Origin of the sequence: Paenibacillus sp. Root444D2 (assembly GCF_001426375.1) — a bacterium.
Lineage (GTDB): Bacteria > Bacillota > Bacilli > Paenibacillales > NBRC-103111 > Paenibacillus_E.
In genome coordinates, this window is the sequence record NZ_LMEO01000045.1 from 905,761 (window position 1) to 921,537 (window position 15,777).

Sequence of the window (15,777 nt, forward strand, 5' to 3'; positions counted from 1 at the left end):
TCCTCAACTCCCCGTTTGAGCTATCTTCTCGAAAGAAGGAAGGGCAGAGCAAGCTCCACATTTTGCACACCCCGCACTGCTGCCTGATGAAGATAAGCTTTCATCTGCAAGAATATCGGCAACATGCCGGTACATCGTCTCCATGTATTCACTGGAAGGTGGCGGCGAGTCTTCCAGCATCGTTCCGCGAAGCGGCCGTAATGGAACGACAAATGGGTAAACGCCAAGCTCTGCGGCGCGCTTGCATCCTTCTAACGTTTTCTCCATATTTTCACCCATACCCAAGATGACATAGGTACTTACCTGATTGCGGCCAAATACCGCTACAGCCTTCTCGAATGCTGTGTAATAGGTTTCTAAGGTAACGCTGGATTTAGAGGGCATCATCTTGCGCCGCACATCTTCATCGAACGATTCCACATGAAGCCCGATCGTGTCTGCTCCCGCTTCTTTAAGGAATTGATATAAGCTATCATCCGTAGGGGGCTCACATTGAACTTGTATGGGAAGCTTGCTAACCATGCGAATCGCTCTTACGCATTCTGCCAAATAGAGTGCACCCCGATCGATCTCATTCGGTGTGCCTGTCGTTAACGTAATATGTTTAATGCCATCTAGCTTTTCCGCAGCCTGTACGACTTCTGCAAGCTGCTCGGGTGTTTTCATGGCAACTGTATTTCCCGCTTCAAGCGACTGTCCAATGGCGCAAAATTTACACCGCCCGCTAGGAGCCCAGCGAATACAGCTTTGAATGACCGTGCTCGCCAAGACATCAGCTCCGTGCAGCACTGCAATGTGATTGTAAGGGACACCATCTTTAGTCTTGAGATCATAAAAGCGAGGTCTCGCGATCGGATCCACATACATGAGTGTTCTACCCTCATACTGCAAGGAAAGTCCAGATTGTGTTTGTACTAAGGAATAAGGGGAATGTTCAGCAGGACCATTTAGAGTCGGAAGCATGACGGCTTGACCTCCCAGCATAAATGCACGATCATCAGAAGGACCTGCTCCCCCGCGTCTTCCTCCCTCAATTAATCCGGAAGTACGTAAACCTTTATTCTGAAGATCTACTAACCAGCTTGCATCGTCTTGAAAAGATGATGTGTCATCCACACTTTTGATTTGCTTTGTAGGGTTCATTCTACCCCTCCTCTTGGTTATGTTACTTTTCATTACATTCGCGTCTCTTCCAACAATTCATGTTACGTTATATGCCATATCATATCGAAAGAATCGATCGCCTACCCCATCCACCCTACGTTTTTTTTTGCCATCCACTGCTATTCTCATCATCCATCCACTTATTTACCCTTTAGAAAAACATTGATACATACGATTATGTGAGTTAATATGACATATATAAGAATTGTTTGGAGGTGTATGATGAGTTGGTTACCAAACAAAACAAACGGAATCCCTGTTTATAAGCAAATCTCGAATTATATGGAATCTCGAATTATGAACGGCGAATACCCTTCTGGCAGCACCTTACCCTCTGAACGCCATTTGGCTGCAGAACTTCATGTTAACCGCAGTACGATCGTTTCTTCTTACGATGAACTATACGCGATCGGACTCGTTAAACGGGTCAAAGGGATTGGTACCGTAGTCAGCATCGACAATAAAGCAGGAGGTACCTTCAAACGCATTCCAAACTGGGAAGAGTATGTGAAAAGCGGGGTATTTCAATCGAATAATCCTTTGAATCAGCAGATATATAAAATCATCCAATCGGGCGATCAACATATCAACTTTGCTATTGGCGAACTAAGCCCCGATTTGCTCCCGATTCGATTGATGCAAGAGGTTCACAATTCTATGGAAATCAGTGAATTCTTGGGCTATGAACATATGCAGGGGAATATGAAATTGCGGGAAGCGATCACTTCTCACCTCAAGACCTATCGAAACGTAGAAACGAATGCCTCATCAATATTAATTACCTCCGGTGCCCAACAAGCTCTGCATTTGATTATCCAGTGTCTTCTCAAGCCGGGAGATTCCGTTGCTATAGAAGACCCATCTTATGCCTATTCCCTGCCTATCTTCCAATCTGCCGGTCTCAAAACATTTCTTCTGCCGATCGAAGAAGAAGGAATAGACCCTGAGCAAATTGTTTCTTTATACAAAAAACACAGAATTAAGATGGTCTTCCTAAACCCCATTTTCCAGAATCCAACAGGGAATACGATGTCCTATGAAAGACGGAAAAAGGTATTGGAAATTTCAACCCAATACGGAATTGCGGTCGTTGAAGACGATCCCTATAGTGTTACTGGATATGACAATGAGCCCATACGCTCGTTAAAATCCATGGATCAAGACGGTTCAGTTCTCTATATCAGTTCATTGTCCAAAATTATCTCCTCAGGACTGCGAATCGGCTGGATTGTAGGACCTCAAGCCGTGATTCAACGTTTAACTGACGCTAAACAACAGATTGATTTTGGCCACCCGAACTATCCGCAATGGATAGCCGCGCAACTACTTTCCTCCGAAGGCTTTGAAACGCACATCCAGCACTTGCGAATCGGGTTGAAACGAAAGCGAGATATAACTTTACATGCTTTGCAATCTGCATTTAAAGACAATATCGAGTATGGGATTCCAAGCGGCGGGATACATCTCTGGTGCAAGCTGAAGGAGGAATTGAACGAACAGCATTTGTTCAAAGAATGTGTCAAGAACGGAATCGTATTCGCTCCAGGAAGCACGCTTGGTTCAAATGATCGGTACATGAGGTTCACCTACAGTCGAGTTGATGATCACATGATTGAGGAGGGCATTCGAAGATTTGCTGAAGTTATAAAGCCTATCGAATAAAAGAGAATAGAAAAGCCCGGAAATCTTGATGTTCCGGGCTTCTTTCTTATTCAATGAACTCAATCTCAAATGTGTTGCACGAGCGGATAAACCTTCTTAAACGAACTTTGTATTACTTTATTATGATCTAAAGAGCATTCGTTCAAAGGCCCCCCGTTAATTCAAGGAAATCAAAAGGACCGCATCAATGCAAGCTCCTCCACTATTGTTCTGCCAGTCATAAACTTCCCAAATAACTCCATAGTCGGAGGAGTCCCCGTAATTAATTCCAGTAATCATTCTTTGGAACTGTCAGAAAGCTAGCCGAAGGAACGGTAACCGATTTTAATTATTCTTTGATTTGAGTATTAACGAAACGTCAAATAGTCCCCACCCTTTGAAAGGATAGGGACTTCTTTATGACTAAATCAACATTCTCACCCTGAAATACTAATAAACCCTTATAAAACTTGGACAAACATCGCTGTAAACTTATCGGAGATTTCCTGGAATTGTTGTTCGGTGAGCAAAAGAATTTCTTGGAAAGCTAACTTTAACAAATCAACCAATAGCAATAACGTTGTTACTTAGAAACGCTTAGATAATTCAAATAATCTTTCAGACAATGAATACAAATCTTGGATTGAAGCCGCGATCTCTTCTGAAGTAGAAGCTTGAATTTCAATAAGACTGGATTGGTCAATAATTTGAGGTTGTGTACACGAAGCAACGTAAAATTCTTCGGATAATACAATGTTAGGATGATTTTCATATATAAGAACGACAGCCATGGCCGTAAAAATGATCCTCGACTTTCAGTTCAGCTGTTTCCAGCAATTCCTTTAATTAGAGCCACTCTGGCGATAACTGCTCGGTGTTTTTCCGACAATTTTTTTAAATCGTGCAATAAATGAATTGATATCTTTATACCCTACCGCCTCGGCAATTCTACTGATTGCGAGCTGCGAACCGCGTAGTTGTTCGCAGCTTTTTTGGATTCGTAAGTTTTGAAGATAACGATTGAAGGTTTGGCCCGTGTGCTGTTTAAATAAACGTTGAAAATGGCGTTCGCTCCATTGAAACATATCGGACAAATGGGATAGTGTGATATCCTCTGCATATTTTTGTTCTATATAATTAAGAACCTGAAGAAAGTGGGTTCGCTTACTAAGCATTTTATCATATACATCATTTTTCAATCGATAAATGGTTACAATCAACTGCAGTAAAAGGGTATTCAAATAGGTAGAAGTACCACTAAGCGTCAAAGAATATTCCCGATAAAGAGAAAGAAATATATGATCAATCACAGCATCGGAGTCGAAAACTGAATGAAAGGTGAGCGTCTCTTCTTTTAACCCTTCCATATAAGCAATGATTGGCTCATCCGTTACAAAGCTAATTAAGCGATCGATGAGCTGCTGAGTAAATATACAGTTATAGACAATGAGCGGATCTTTTAATGCATCCGTGGAAGTGGGGCGAAAAACATGAGTAACTCCCATGGGAATAACATATAGTTGGCCCTTATGTACGCGTTGAATTTCGTCTTCAATATAATGAAAGCCCTTCCCTTCAGCAACATAAGCCAACTCTATGAATTCATGGGAATGCAGCGGTAAGTTAAAGGTTTCTGTAGCTCGATTGACCAAAAGCATCAAATTACTTGAAAAAAAGTGATCCTCTTTTAGTATATGTTTCGGAGGCTTCATTTTTAGAGCTCCAATCTGAATAATGTCGCTTTTACCTATATGAAATGTCTTTTATACCAAGATAATTGAACAAGATATTTAATATAATTATAAATGAAATGGAACGAAAGGTATATTTACTATCTATCTTTGAAAGGCGGGCAAATAGGATGTCTATTGTCAATAAGCTGCGTTGTGAGTATATGGAGAATCCAATCGGTATCGATGTTGGGCAACCGCGAATTAGCTGGCAAATTCAAACTGATACGAGATCGTGGCTGCAATCTGCTTATCAGATTCGGATTTCAACGGGGGCTGAATTCGCTAGCATACTTTGGAATTCCGGCAAGGTACAATCGGAGCAATCCACTCATGTTGCATTAAAGGGATTAACTTTAAAATCGCGTCAGCGTTATTATTATCAAGTACGGGTTTGGAGTGATCAAGATGAATCGTCAGATTGGTCTGTGACTGCTTTTTGGGAAATGGGCTTGCTGCAACCAGGTGATTGGAAAGCTGAATGGATCAGCGCTCCAACCAAGCAATTCCCCATGGAAAGTGAACATTGTCCGTTGTTCAGACATGCGTTTAAAGTACACTCCACAGTGAAGAGTGCCCGAATTTATGCGACTAGCTTAGGGCTCTATGAAATTAAACTAAACGGTCACAGAGTAGGAGAAAATTATTTCACGCCACTCGCCTCCATATCAAAGCCTATCCGCTGCAAAGAGGATCGGAATCCATTCGCGTTGTCCCATAGTTTTGTTACTAAATCCGACAGGCACCAATCTCCAAAGCTGAGCGTCTGCGGTTCTTTCGCCAGACAGCCGCCGCTATCCACGGCAAAATTGCCGATCAAGAAAGCATTCCCTGCGCGAACCAGAAGTTTCACAGCCGAAACTATAACCAGGCAAATCCGAAAGCAACCAAGCTGGAGGAAATGACCGTCGTAAACAAAAGTCCTGCCATCAACAAGAAGAAATGACAAGTTTGTTTCTGCGAAAAAGTCTAGTGTCCCATGCCCCTTTTCAGATTCATAGAACACCCAGTACTTGGATGATAGAAAAATGATCGAAGTTGAAGCTGCGATAATGAGTAACATAATCCATGCAAGACTGGAGGCATATCCCATTTGCAGTTGGCTAAAAGCGCGTTCATACAAATTTAGGGCAAACATAGGTAGAGTTCATAGGTCCGCCCTGCGTAATAATCATAGCCGGTGTGAACATTTGAAATGCCCCAATGATCCCCAATAATTCTCGAACCCATTACTTACCTGCCCCTTTCCGACTTTTAGCCTGAATTTTATTAAACTTACCTGCCCGTCAATGAAATCAAAAAAAGGAGCTGCTTCAAAGCAAGCTCCGACACTGTTATTTCCCGGTAGGCAAATGGCATCTCGAGAACCCGATAATGTTTCTACTCTAAAACGGAACCATTTTCAGAGCACTACTTCTAACAAGTCCTCTACTCGCCGATCAAGCCAACCTTAAATTCTTGCGCCAAGATATGACCATTGGACTCGATATCGTTGGCATTTTCAATAATTTTAACGGAAGCGATTTCGGATAGTGCTATAAGCTGATGCCAAGTATCCTTAAACAAACAAATCGGTTTATCCAATAAGAAGGATTGTATTTTGTCGGGCTCATCCTTCGTTGCTACAACAATGACAGCAATCCCACATAAGGGTTCAAACGATTCTCTTGTATTGGGATGCATTCCGAGTGATTTCACCGTACGTTTGTTCGTCAAGTTGGAAACGGCAATTCGCCAGCCTGGAACATCCTCCTCAGCTAATACAACTTGGAATCTTTCTGTTGAATCGGGATTAAGCGCAATAATCGTACCATATGGGGCAAAGCTTTCTTCAGTAATATTCTGCAATTGAATATGCATACAACTATACTCCTCACATTTGTAATTAAGCTTATTCTACCATTGAAGGGCTCTGCCACCTCCTAGCTAGTTGCTAAATATACTCGAAATGTTACTCACAAAATGCTGTCCGTTAGCGGAGAAGGCTGCTGATCCCTCAGCAGCCTTCTCCTTTCAGCTTGACCGCCGAATGATTTATTCCTTTAAGGAGCCCAGCATAGCACCTTTAACGAAATATTTCTGCAAAAACGGGTAGACGATCAATATCGGTATTGTTGCGAATAGTACGATCCCCGCCTTCAGCTGCTCTGGACTGTAGAAAAGAACCAGCGAATCCGATTCAACGCCGGAGCTGCCGTCCATGACCATGGATTTCAGAATAACCTGAATCGGATATTTTGCTTTGGAATGCAAAAAAATTAACGCATAAAAATAAGAGTTCCATTGATCCACCGCATGAAACAACCCGATTGTGGCAATGGCCGGTAGCGACATCGGCACGGCAATGCGGAAGAACATACCGTACTCGCTGCATCCATCTATCTGTGCGGCATCAAATAATTCGCTCGAGATTCCCTGAAAGAACGTTTTGACGATCAGCGTATTAAACACACTGAGCGCACCGGGAATCATCAAAGCCCATAACGAGTTTTCCATTCCGACTGTGCGAACAACGAGGTAAAACGGAATAAGAGGAATTGAAAAGATAAAGGTTACAATCAATGCCCTTAGAATCACTTTTCTACCACGCATCTTCGGTCTTGTTAAGGCGTACCCCAACGCCGAAGTAATGTAAAGGGAAATAAGCGTACCAAATACCGTGATATATACGCTGACTCCCATCGCGCGCCATAGCCGTGATTGTTGAAAGACATCTTGGTATACATTTAAATTGAACCCGCGTGGCCAAAAATACACCTTGTGCGCATTGGAAAAATCGGCTGAGCTGAGCGAAATAGCCGCCAAGTGGACAAGGGGTGCAAGCATCGCAACTGCAACAAGGATGAAAAATAGTCCGTTTATCAACTGAAACAGACGTTCGGAACGATAAACCGGCATTTCCTCGTCCCCCTCTAATATATACTCTCACCGGTCAGCTTACGGCTGAGCCTGTTCAAGCCAAGAATGAGTGTAAGTCCGACAACCGATTTAAACACTCCGATGGCTGTCGTATAGCTGAATTGCCCGTTCAATAAGCCGGCCCTGTAAACATATGTGTCTATAACTTCCCCGACGTCACGCACAAGCGGGTTAAGAAATACGAGCATCTGTTCCACATTTGAATCAAGCATGTGGCCGATTCTTAGGAGGAATAGAACGACAATGGCGGGCAGCAGGCCAGGCAAGGTAATATGCCACATTTGCCTCCAGCGGCTAGCACCGTCCACAGTTGCTGCTTCATAAAGGTTCGGATTGATTCCGGCGATGGCCGCTAAATAAACAATCATTCCCCAACCGACCTCCTTCCAAATGCCGATCGATACAATGAGACTACGGAAGTAAGCAGGTTCGGTTATGAAGTCGCTCGGTTTGATCCCGAACCATGCCAGGATTTGGTTGGCCACACCGTCTGTGCTGAGCAAATTCAGAAAAATGCCTCCCACAATGACCCACGACAGAAAATGCGGCAAATACAAGAAGGTTTGCACGGGCCGCTTGAACCACATTTGGCGAATTTCGTTGAGCAGCAGTGACAGCAGAAGCGGAGCCGGGAACCCGAATACGATCGAATACAGATGAACTATGACAGTATTCCGCAATATTTTGAGAAAATCGGGGTACACAAGCAGCTCGTGAAAATGAGCAAGCCCTACCCAACGACTGCCGGCGATGCCTTTAAACATATCGTAGTTTTGAAAAACGATGACATTGCCAAACAGCGGCACGTATTTGAACAAGATCATGCAGATCAAACCGGGAAGCGCTAGAACTAACAAGGCTACAGTCGGATGGTTGTGAATTTTTCTCCACATTGCGCTTACCTCCTTCACGGTGTTAAAGAGCCTTATTTTTTGTTAACGCTATTGTACCAATCGGTTGCCTGCTTCATTGCATCGTTGCCACCGCGGGATTTCCAGTCGGAGACGAACTTGTCGAACGCGCTGTCAATCGGTTGTTTTCCGGTTACGACCTTCGAGAACATATCCAAGAACAGACTTCCCGTGAGCAGAGGCGATAGCTCTGGGTGTGCTTTATAAGCATCCAGAAGCAGCATAAACTCACCGTCGTCGGGCATCGTGTTCGTCTGAGTGAGTTGAATTCCCTTCTTCAGCATAGCTGCATTTTTATTTTTCTCAATGATGAGTGGAGACATGCTGTAGCCCTTGCTCGGACTCATTTGGACTTGATAGAAGGCCGAAACACCTTTAGTAGTATTTTCAGAAGAATTCGCGCTCCAGTTGATCTGATCGTTGGCCACCGTGTAATTTTTTTCTTTGATTCCGAAGGAAAAGAACGTATCTTTATCTTTGTCGTCGGACCATGCCCAATCGAAAAATTTCATGACGTCCTCCGGGTGCTTTGTTTTGGCGGAAATCGTCATGACGTTGGCGAAGCCTTGATTGACCGGCGTCAAATATACCTTACCGTCCGTTCTCTGGGGACCCCCAAGAACATCAAGTGTTGCGTTTTTGTTCGCGAAGGTGGAAGGGTCCCAATCCGTGCTGGCGCTTGGAATTTCGTGCATCCACATGCCGACCTTGTCAGCATGAATGTCGGCAGCCCATTCATCCCGTGTTTTGGTAAACATGTCTTTGTTGATGTACCCTTTTTCATATAGCATTTTGTAGAAATTGATGGCATCCTTCATCTGAGGCATGATCATTTCCGGCAACATTTGACCGTTCTCATACTTCCAAGAGGAAGGATACACGCCGAAATAACCGAAGAACGAACCACCGTAAGACAGGTCCTTCCGCACCGAGAACGGAATCTCGTCGTTTTGTCCGTTGCCGTTCAGATCGTGTGTTTTAACTGCATCGAAATAGGCCAAATAGTCATCGAGCGTGACGGGCGCCTTCATCCCCAACTTGTCGAGCCAGTCTTTTCTGACGTATATGACCAAGATGCTGGGCAACGGGGCCATTTTAGGCAACGCATAAATCTTGCCGTCCTTGCTTAACTTGTTGCTTTTCCAAATTTCGGGAGGAAGCGCTTTCTTAATATTTTGTCCATATTTGTCGAGAAGGTCATTAAGTGGCAGGAAAATTCCATCCTGCACCGCCGTAGGGTGGGCCGGACTATCGATAGCAGTCGTGTGTATGATATCCGGATAGTCGCCGGAAGCAAGCCTTAGCTTCAACTGCGGGTCATAATCACCAGTGATAAAGTCAAATGTGATATTATGCTGGCCGCCAACCCATTTACTAAATAATCGGGACATTTCTTTAAAATAGGGGTCGTCTTTTTTTGCTTCCACCGCATAAGGGATAGATCCGTCTCGCATCAAAAACGATATATCGACCGGTGCCTGATTCGTGCCGGGTGACTCACTTCCCTGTGGATTAGCATCATTATTGCTGCAAGCCCCTAGCACCAGAGCTAGCGTAAAGCTGATAGCAAGAGAACGATGCATGTTTTTCTTATCCATACCGATTCTCCTCCGTTAAAAGATTTAATTGGCATTCTTCCAATCTCATAGGTAACCTGATATTCTTACACATAGGCGCGTTTTCATCTTACCAATCTTATAGTTCGAGAGATTTCGAATACAAATAATCCACCCAGAGCATGGTCGCTTCCGGGTATCTTTTGGCGTCGTTATCGCAGAGGTTCCACGATATGGAGGGGGATTCTCTATCGATGCATCTCCTTTCTCTTCCCTATACAATAAAGAATAAAAAAAAATAGCTATCAAGAATATGGTTTTTGCTATTGAATTATGGTTTTTTATAATTCAATTCATTTTTGTTCAGCTGGCAGCTGGTTTAGTAGAGAAGATTGAGGTTCCAATGTCGATGACAATATTAAATGGGGTTAGTAGCGGAGGAGTTCGAAGTGTTCATAACTGCTTGCTGGATATGCTTTGTTATGCCATCTTCGCCCGAAATACTACTATGTGCCGAGACTGGTATGACCATCGTCATTACAATGGCAATTGCCATAACAATACTAAGTACCTTACGAGTGTAACCTCTCCTCACGATAAACCCTCCTCGTATAATAGTAATTGAAGCTAGATCTTAAACCAATTTCGGCAACACCATTCTGGCATAACCCAGATGAAATCGCAGCTTACTTGAAGAATATCGCCCACTCTTTAATGCTGCCTATACAAACCATAAGACCGCCACGCCACAAATAAGCTTTTCTCGGTGATTTTCTCCCCTCCTCTAATCAAACACTTTCACCCCATATCATAAATCTCCCTCTTATTTTGAGGTATGGGTGAAATTGCAGAAGCATGTCATTTTATAAATAAATATAAACGATAGAAAAAAGGGACGACCCCCTCGGTCATCCCTAGTTCATTGTACATGCTTCATTTTATGGTACAAAATATCCGTTCACGTAACTTCTTTTATTAGAAAGTCGTCCCCAAAGATCTAATCGAATTTGCTAAAGGATTGGCACACGCAGCATAATCAGTAACAGCATTATGCCCTCCACAAAAGTCTTAGCGGCTAGAGGACTCCACCGAATTTATGATCGGCTACCAGTTAGCTAGAAATGAAGTAATTCCACCATCCTCATAAATTAAAAAAACCGCCATATAAGCGGCTTGTAATGCGATATTGTTCTTGTCATCTGACATTTAATAATTACAATTGTTGTTTGTTTATATTCGCCGGGAATAGGTTAATTTTCACATTTTTTTCTATCACTCTGCTTACAGCAACCGGGATATTACAGCTTCCGCGGTTGACTCAAATAATTGCTCGATGCTCCGGTCCCAACGCGATGGATAACCCCATGTTCGCCATGCATCCACCTCATATCCTCCTTCGTCGTACATCGACCGGCGCGGGATATAGCCGATTTGGGCATGGCAATACCCTAGGGTGATCAGCTTCATACGCGGATGACGTTCCTTCAGGCGAAGGCCGTAAGCGGACGTCACTTCTCCCGGATGTCCCACGATATAGACGTCGCCAATCCGAAGTCCATGAAATCGGGCTTCTACGCCTCGGGGCCAAACAGGTTCATCCTGAAATCGCTGCAGCTGATAGCGTGCCCACCGAGCGTCGCCGAGATGTGCGCCGTTTGCATGCTCCTCAAGTTCGGTACGGCCAGGGAAATGTTCAAAAGAGAGATTGCGAGAAATGGTGGAACTGGATAAGGAATTGCCTGATACGGGTTCCATTTGATGCGCCAATATAAGAAGCACCTTCCAGGCAAGAATGCGACCGGCTGCCTCCATATCCTCCCATTGGTCGTCCAGAAGGTAGCGTTGCTTCTCGCTACTATGGACACCGACCACCGCATCGGCGCCGCAGCCTTGAAGGAACATAACCCGGACACCCGATATACGGGATTCGATTACTCGGCGCGCAACTCCGGGATATTCTGCCGAGAAAAGCAAATTGTTCGTCATGGTAGGATGACAGCCATAGCTGAACAAAATGAGTTTACTGCTTCCATCGGGACGGATGGCGGCAAGTACGGGCACCTCATGATCCACCACCGCAAACGGGTTCGCGGCGAACTGATTTACGCCATCTACGATCAGGCGTCGCGAAACTGCCAGGTCACAGCTACCGCTTCCGAATGAAAACATTACGGGCTCTAGATTCTCTTTGGCCATTCGGCACACCTCTAGGACATCTTCGAGCAGCGTTTCGAAATAAATCGTGGAGAACACTGCGTGTTCAAAGCCCGGCGTTGGTTCCCTATAGAGCGGTGCGCAGTGGGTATGGGTCCAATGGACAAGCACCTGATCGGCGTTAAGCCCCCAAGCCTCGAAAAGCCGTTTCTGCAAAGCATCAGTCCATCCTTGAGTAATCCCGACTTGATCCAATACGACCAGGACATGTTCGAAGTCCGAGCTTTGCAGCCATGCCGCTTGGGCGCGAAGATCGTCCCGAACTCCTTGCGAAGGCTCCGTCCGACTCGAAAAGCCCCCTAACCAAGTGCCAACGGGGGGCGTGACAATACGTTCAGCAAAACCCAACTTCATTTAGCTCATCCTCCCTGCTCATCCATATACAAGTCGGTTTAACCATAAACGTTATCACTACCATCTTACGTTTGCCAGTAATAACCGGATCGACTTCCAGCGTGACAATCGAATCGAAATCTTAATTAGCGAAAAGTTCTAAGAACCGTTCGTCCAGAGTCAATGCAAATAAAACAGGCGATTTTCCGCCTGTATTGTGTATGATCAGGCGCATCGCACAGAGAAGGGCTAAGCGAAAAACCGCGATGCTGTCATGTCCTCGATTCGATCCATATGGTAAATGTTCGGATCGTCCGTTCCAGCATACGATCTCCGATAGACGGACCCTATGATAAACTTCTACTTAAGATTGCAGCGGCGGACAGCCGAGAGCCGATGAAATCCGCTCAGCTATCTCCATTACCTTCTTGCCGAACTCGGGAATGCGAGTGACCGGCAGTTCCCGGTGCAAGCCGATGATGCTAATCGAAGCCGCCACCTCACCTAAGTGGTTCCGAATTGGCGCGCCGATACACCGTACACCCAGCACCTCTTCCTCGTCCTCAAGCGCGTACCCCATCTCACGAACAGTTTGCAGCACCGCCTTGAACTCTGCCTTTGTAGTAATTGCTTTATCGGTTCCACCCCCTAGTCCTCGGGCAGTGATAATCTCATCAACCTGTTGATCAGTCAGGAAGGCCGCGATTGCTTTCCCGACGGAGGTCATGTGTACCGACGCCCGCTTACCGACGTAAGTGTCGAACTTGATAAAGCCTGTGCCTTCTACCTTCTCCAAATAAACAATATCCGTGCCGTCCAGCATGGCCAAATGCACCGGTAAACGAATTTCATCTCGAAGGGCGATCATATACGGGAGCGCTGTGGACCGAATGTCCAAATTGTTCAGAACCCGGCTGCCGATTTGAAAAAGCCGCAGCGTGGCACGAAAATTGCCTTCGGGGGTTTTTTCGACGTATCCCTTCATCTCCAGGTTCTCCAAAAGAACAAAAGCGCTGCTTTTGGCCAGTGACAGATGCTCGTAGATATCGGCAAAGCGCATCCCATGAGGGGATTCGCTCAACAGCTCTAGAATCTTGAATGCCCGGTCAACATTGGGGATCAATTGGGATTTAGATTCCCGTTTATTCATTGTTTAATTTTCCACTCCATTCCTTAAACTTACCTTAGTCGTTTACGGCCCTGGCTGCAACGATAACAGTCTGGATCGCTGCAAAGCAATTCCGCGGCGTTTCGCTCTAGCAAGTCCGTGACAGCGGAGATCACATCCTGCCCGGCCATCCACTGCACAAGCCCCTTTCCGATCAAACCGTCTCGAATTACTCCACGCATACGAAGAGATGCTTCGATGACTCCGAAAGCGCGGCTGCAGCCAGGGTATTCAGTTATGTTTACTTCCCGTTGAATGGCTCCCACGATTGGAATAAGACTGGGCCAACCGGGATTAAAGGGAATATCCAAATAAGGGACATGAGCATAAGATTCACCCACATGTACCGTAGAATTGCTTGTATGACCTACACCCAGCAGCAGAATACCGCCGCCCGCCTTAGCCATTCTGTCCATAGGACTATCGATGCCTAGCCCCGGAACTTCGTGATGTCCATCGCAGAATTTCGCGGCATCCTTACCGATTGCCGCCACCGAATGGGTAGGGTGGTGGGAACGAACGGCGTCGCGGCGCATCCGTAAAACCTCGTTTAACATGCCGGTTCTGCCCGGTGTCGCTTCAGGGTCAAAGATATCATTATTGTACGTGAAAGTAGGTCCCATCAACAAACCATTTTTCCCTATGCACTCCAGTAGCGCGTCAAGAACAGTCTCTGCGCCGCCATCGATTGATCCTAGACTGCGAAGAGAGCTATGGATGACGAGATGAGTGCCGTTTTGGATGCCTAAACGGCGGAACGATTCTACCAAAGACTGCTTTGTTAGTGCCAGGGGCATAGAAGGATTCCCTCCATTCACTCGTTCCGGTTTGTCAGCTGATTCAATGGAGAATACGCAATTACATCAATCTCCACAAGTGCGTTGGGCAGAAAACTGCCTACCGTAGTCCTTACTGGTTTGGGGGGTGTGAAGTATGTGCCATATACCCGGTTGAACGACTGAAACAAGTTCATGTCCTTCAGATGAACCGAAGATTTTACCACATCATTTAGCGTTGCACCCCCCGCTTCAAGAATAGCAAGAATATTTTCCAAAGTACGAGCCGTTTGAGCCTCAATGCCCTCCGCTAGCTCTCCGGTCGCCGGATCTCGCCCAACCTGCCCTGAGACGAACACGAAGTCCCCGACCCTCAGCCCCTGAGAGTACTCGCCTACCGCAGCCGGCGCCCGATCTGAACACAACTCCTGTTTACCCATGTTCATCTCTCATCCTCCATTTCATGCATTTACACCAGATTTAGATCCGCCAAAATGTCGTTGTTCAAGAGAGCCTCCATATCCTCGGGTGTGAAGCTTGGGAAAGGCATCTTTTGAGCGTATTCCGTCATTTTCCAAAGTCCTTTTATCGAGTCGTCAACGGTGCAAATCGGGTAATCCGTTCCGAAGATTAATTTTTTCCAAACCCCGTATTCTTTAGCCAATGTGAGGGAGTTATAGAGCTGCCAGGGTCGATAATAAAGCGCAGAGACATCGGCGTAAACATGGGGATGCTTACGGATTACACTAATGGTCTCGCTTTCCCACGGATGGCCAAGGTGCGCAATGATGATTCTGAGCTCAGGGAAAGCCAATGCAATCTTCTCCACCTGTTCCGGGTGTGCCCATTGCATGGGTGCCCGTCGCGGGAACGTGGTCCCTTGATGGGTCAGAATCGGAACCCTGTTATCCTCGCAATAACGGTAAATTCGTAGCATCCGCTCATCCATCGGATCGTAGGCTTGGTAAATGGGACTAGTTTTCAGCCCCCTTAGACCCAGATTTTGCACACAATCCTTTAGTTCATCCAAAGCATTGTAGTCGTGTGGATCCACACAGGCAAAACCGATCAGCTTTTGCGGATCCCTACGGCAATACTCGGCTACGTACTCGTTAGGTACTTCAAATCCCAGGTGACGGCTGCGAAAGGCCAACACGATACATTTATCAACCTTCTTCATTTCCTCGTAGTGCTCATCCGGAGTAGTTCGCTGAACGGGTTTGCCGCGCATCTTAAAGCCTTCCGCCAAATATTCAGGACTATAATGATTCGGTTCCCCCAAATGCGTATGGTAATCTATCAAAGCATATCCCTCCCAATCTGCCATTCTACTTCACAATCCTGTGAAATTCGTTGCAAACTTTG

Annotated in this window: 14 protein-coding genes and 1 pseudogene; 2 read left to right on the plus strand and 13 right to left on the minus strand. The window is 45.6% G+C overall.

Annotated elements, in window-relative coordinates:
• Positions 1-3 precede the first annotated feature (3 nt).
• Positions 4-1,143, minus strand: coding sequence for an MSMEG_0568 family radical SAM protein (locus ASD40_RS25270; protein ID WP_057305889.1), 1,140 nt, complete (start codon positions 1,141-1,143; stop codon positions 4-6).
• A gap of 243 nt (positions 1,144-1,386) precedes the next feature.
• Between ASD40_RS25270 and pdxR the strand changes: the two genes are divergently transcribed.
• Positions 1,387-2,826 (plus strand): MocR-like pyridoxine biosynthesis transcription factor PdxR, encoded by a 1,440-nt coding sequence (pdxR, locus tag ASD40_RS25275; RefSeq protein WP_057305890.1) that lies wholly within the window; start codon positions 1,387-1,389, stop codon positions 2,824-2,826.
• Between the two features lie 821 nt (positions 2,827-3,647).
• Here pdxR and ASD40_RS25285 read toward each other — a convergent pair.
• Positions 3,648-4,517, minus strand: coding sequence for an AraC family transcriptional regulator (locus ASD40_RS25285; protein WP_057305892.1), 870 nt, complete (start codon positions 4,515-4,517; stop codon positions 3,648-3,650).
• Positions 4,518-4,666: 149 nt separating this feature from the next.
• Here ASD40_RS25285 and ASD40_RS25290 point away from each other — a divergent pair, with 149 nt between their 5' ends.
• Positions 4,667-5,440, plus strand: a complete 774-nt coding sequence (locus tag ASD40_RS25290) for a glycoside hydrolase family 78 protein (RefSeq protein WP_057305893.1) — start codon at positions 4,667-4,669, stop codon at positions 5,438-5,440.
• A gap of 77 nt (positions 5,441-5,517) precedes the next feature.
• On the opposite strand, the pseudogene ASD40_RS38850 reads toward ASD40_RS25290, so the two are convergent.
• The 11 genes and pseudogenes from ASD40_RS38850 to ASD40_RS25335 all read right to left on the minus strand — a co-directional run.
• Positions 5,518-5,752: pseudogene (locus ASD40_RS38850) on the minus strand (ABC transporter permease); the annotation flags it as partial.
• A 211-nt stretch (positions 5,753-5,963) separates the two neighbouring features.
• A complete protein-coding gene (locus tag ASD40_RS25295; RefSeq protein ID WP_057305894.1) occupies positions 5,964-6,395 on the minus strand; it encodes an ureidoglycolate lyase in 432 nt (143 codons plus the stop codon).
• Positions 6,396-6,569: 174 nt separating this feature from the next.
• Positions 6,570-7,433, minus strand: a complete 864-nt coding sequence (locus ASD40_RS25300; RefSeq protein WP_057305895.1) for a carbohydrate ABC transporter permease — start codon at positions 7,431-7,433, stop codon at positions 6,570-6,572.
• Between the two features lie 14 nt (positions 7,434-7,447).
• Positions 7,448-8,347, minus strand: a complete 900-nt coding sequence (locus tag ASD40_RS25305; RefSeq protein WP_057305896.1) for an ABC transporter permease — start codon at positions 8,345-8,347, stop codon at positions 7,448-7,450.
• A 32-nt stretch (positions 8,348-8,379) separates the two neighbouring features.
• On the minus strand, positions 8,380-9,963 hold the full coding sequence (locus ASD40_RS25310) for an extracellular solute-binding protein (RefSeq protein WP_057305897.1): 1,584 nt from the start codon (positions 9,961-9,963) through the stop codon (positions 8,380-8,382).
• Between the two features lie 376 nt (positions 9,964-10,339).
• Positions 10,340-10,516: a hypothetical protein gene (locus ASD40_RS37465; protein WP_156390185.1), complete on the minus strand. Its 177-nt coding sequence runs from the start codon at positions 10,514-10,516 to the stop codon at positions 10,340-10,342.
• A gap of 686 nt (positions 10,517-11,202) precedes the next feature.
• Complete coding sequence (locus tag ASD40_RS37470) at positions 11,203-11,982, minus strand: hypothetical protein (protein WP_156390186.1); 780 nt, start codon at positions 11,980-11,982, stop codon at positions 11,203-11,205.
• A gap of 850 nt (positions 11,983-12,832) precedes the next feature.
• Positions 12,833-13,618: an IclR family transcriptional regulator gene (locus tag ASD40_RS25320; protein WP_057305899.1), complete on the minus strand. Its 786-nt coding sequence runs from the start codon at positions 13,616-13,618 to the stop codon at positions 12,833-12,835.
• 29 nt (positions 13,619-13,647) lie between these two features.
• On the minus strand, positions 13,648-14,433 hold the full coding sequence (locus ASD40_RS25325; protein ID WP_057305900.1) for an AAC(3) family N-acetyltransferase: 786 nt from the start codon (positions 14,431-14,433) through the stop codon (positions 13,648-13,650).
• A gap of 17 nt (positions 14,434-14,450) precedes the next feature.
• Positions 14,451-14,858: a RidA family protein gene (locus ASD40_RS25330; RefSeq protein WP_321166611.1), complete on the minus strand. Its 408-nt coding sequence runs from the start codon at positions 14,856-14,858 to the stop codon at positions 14,451-14,453.
• Between the two features lie 23 nt (positions 14,859-14,881).
• Positions 14,882-15,715, minus strand: a complete 834-nt coding sequence (locus tag ASD40_RS25335; protein WP_057305901.1) for an amidohydrolase family protein — start codon at positions 15,713-15,715, stop codon at positions 14,882-14,884.
• Positions 15,716-15,777 lie beyond the last annotated feature (62 nt).

Excerpts from the sequence above, each read along its gene's own strand:
- ASD40_RS25320 (WP_057305899.1), bottom strand. The coding sequence starts at position 13,618 with ATGAATAAACGGGAATCTAAATCCCAATTGATCCCCAATGTTGACCGG.
- pdxR (WP_057305890.1), top strand. The coding sequence starts at position 1,387 with ATGAGTTGGTTACCAAACAAAACAAACGGAATCCCTGTTTATAAGCAA.
- ASD40_RS25310 (WP_057305897.1), bottom strand. The coding sequence starts at position 9,963 with ATGGATAAGAAAAACATGCATCGTTCTCTTGCTATCAGCTTTACGCTA.
- ASD40_RS25300 (WP_057305895.1), bottom strand. The coding sequence starts at position 7,433 with ATGCCGGTTTATCGTTCCGAACGTCTGTTTCAGTTGATAAACGGACTA.
- ASD40_RS25270 (WP_057305889.1), bottom strand. The coding sequence starts at position 1,143 with ATGAACCCTACAAAGCAAATCAAAAGTGTGGATGACACATCATCTTTT.
- ASD40_RS25325 (WP_057305900.1), bottom strand. The coding sequence starts at position 14,433 with ATGCCCCTGGCACTAACAAAGCAGTCTTTGGTAGAATCGTTCCGCCGT.
- ASD40_RS25330 (WP_321166611.1), bottom strand. The coding sequence starts at position 14,858 with ATGAACATGGGTAAACAGGAGTTGTGTTCAGATCGGGCGCCGGCTGCG.
- ASD40_RS25305 (WP_057305896.1), bottom strand. The coding sequence starts at position 8,347 with ATGTGGAGAAAAATTCACAACCATCCGACTGTAGCCTTGTTAGTTCTA.
- ASD40_RS25285 (WP_057305892.1), bottom strand. The coding sequence starts at position 4,517 with ATGAAGCCTCCGAAACATATACTAAAAGAGGATCACTTTTTTTCAAGT.
- ASD40_RS25290 (WP_057305893.1), top strand. The coding sequence starts at position 4,667 with ATGTCTATTGTCAATAAGCTGCGTTGTGAGTATATGGAGAATCCAATC.
- ASD40_RS25295 (WP_057305894.1), bottom strand. The coding sequence starts at position 6,395 with ATGCATATTCAATTGCAGAATATTACTGAAGAAAGCTTTGCCCCATAT.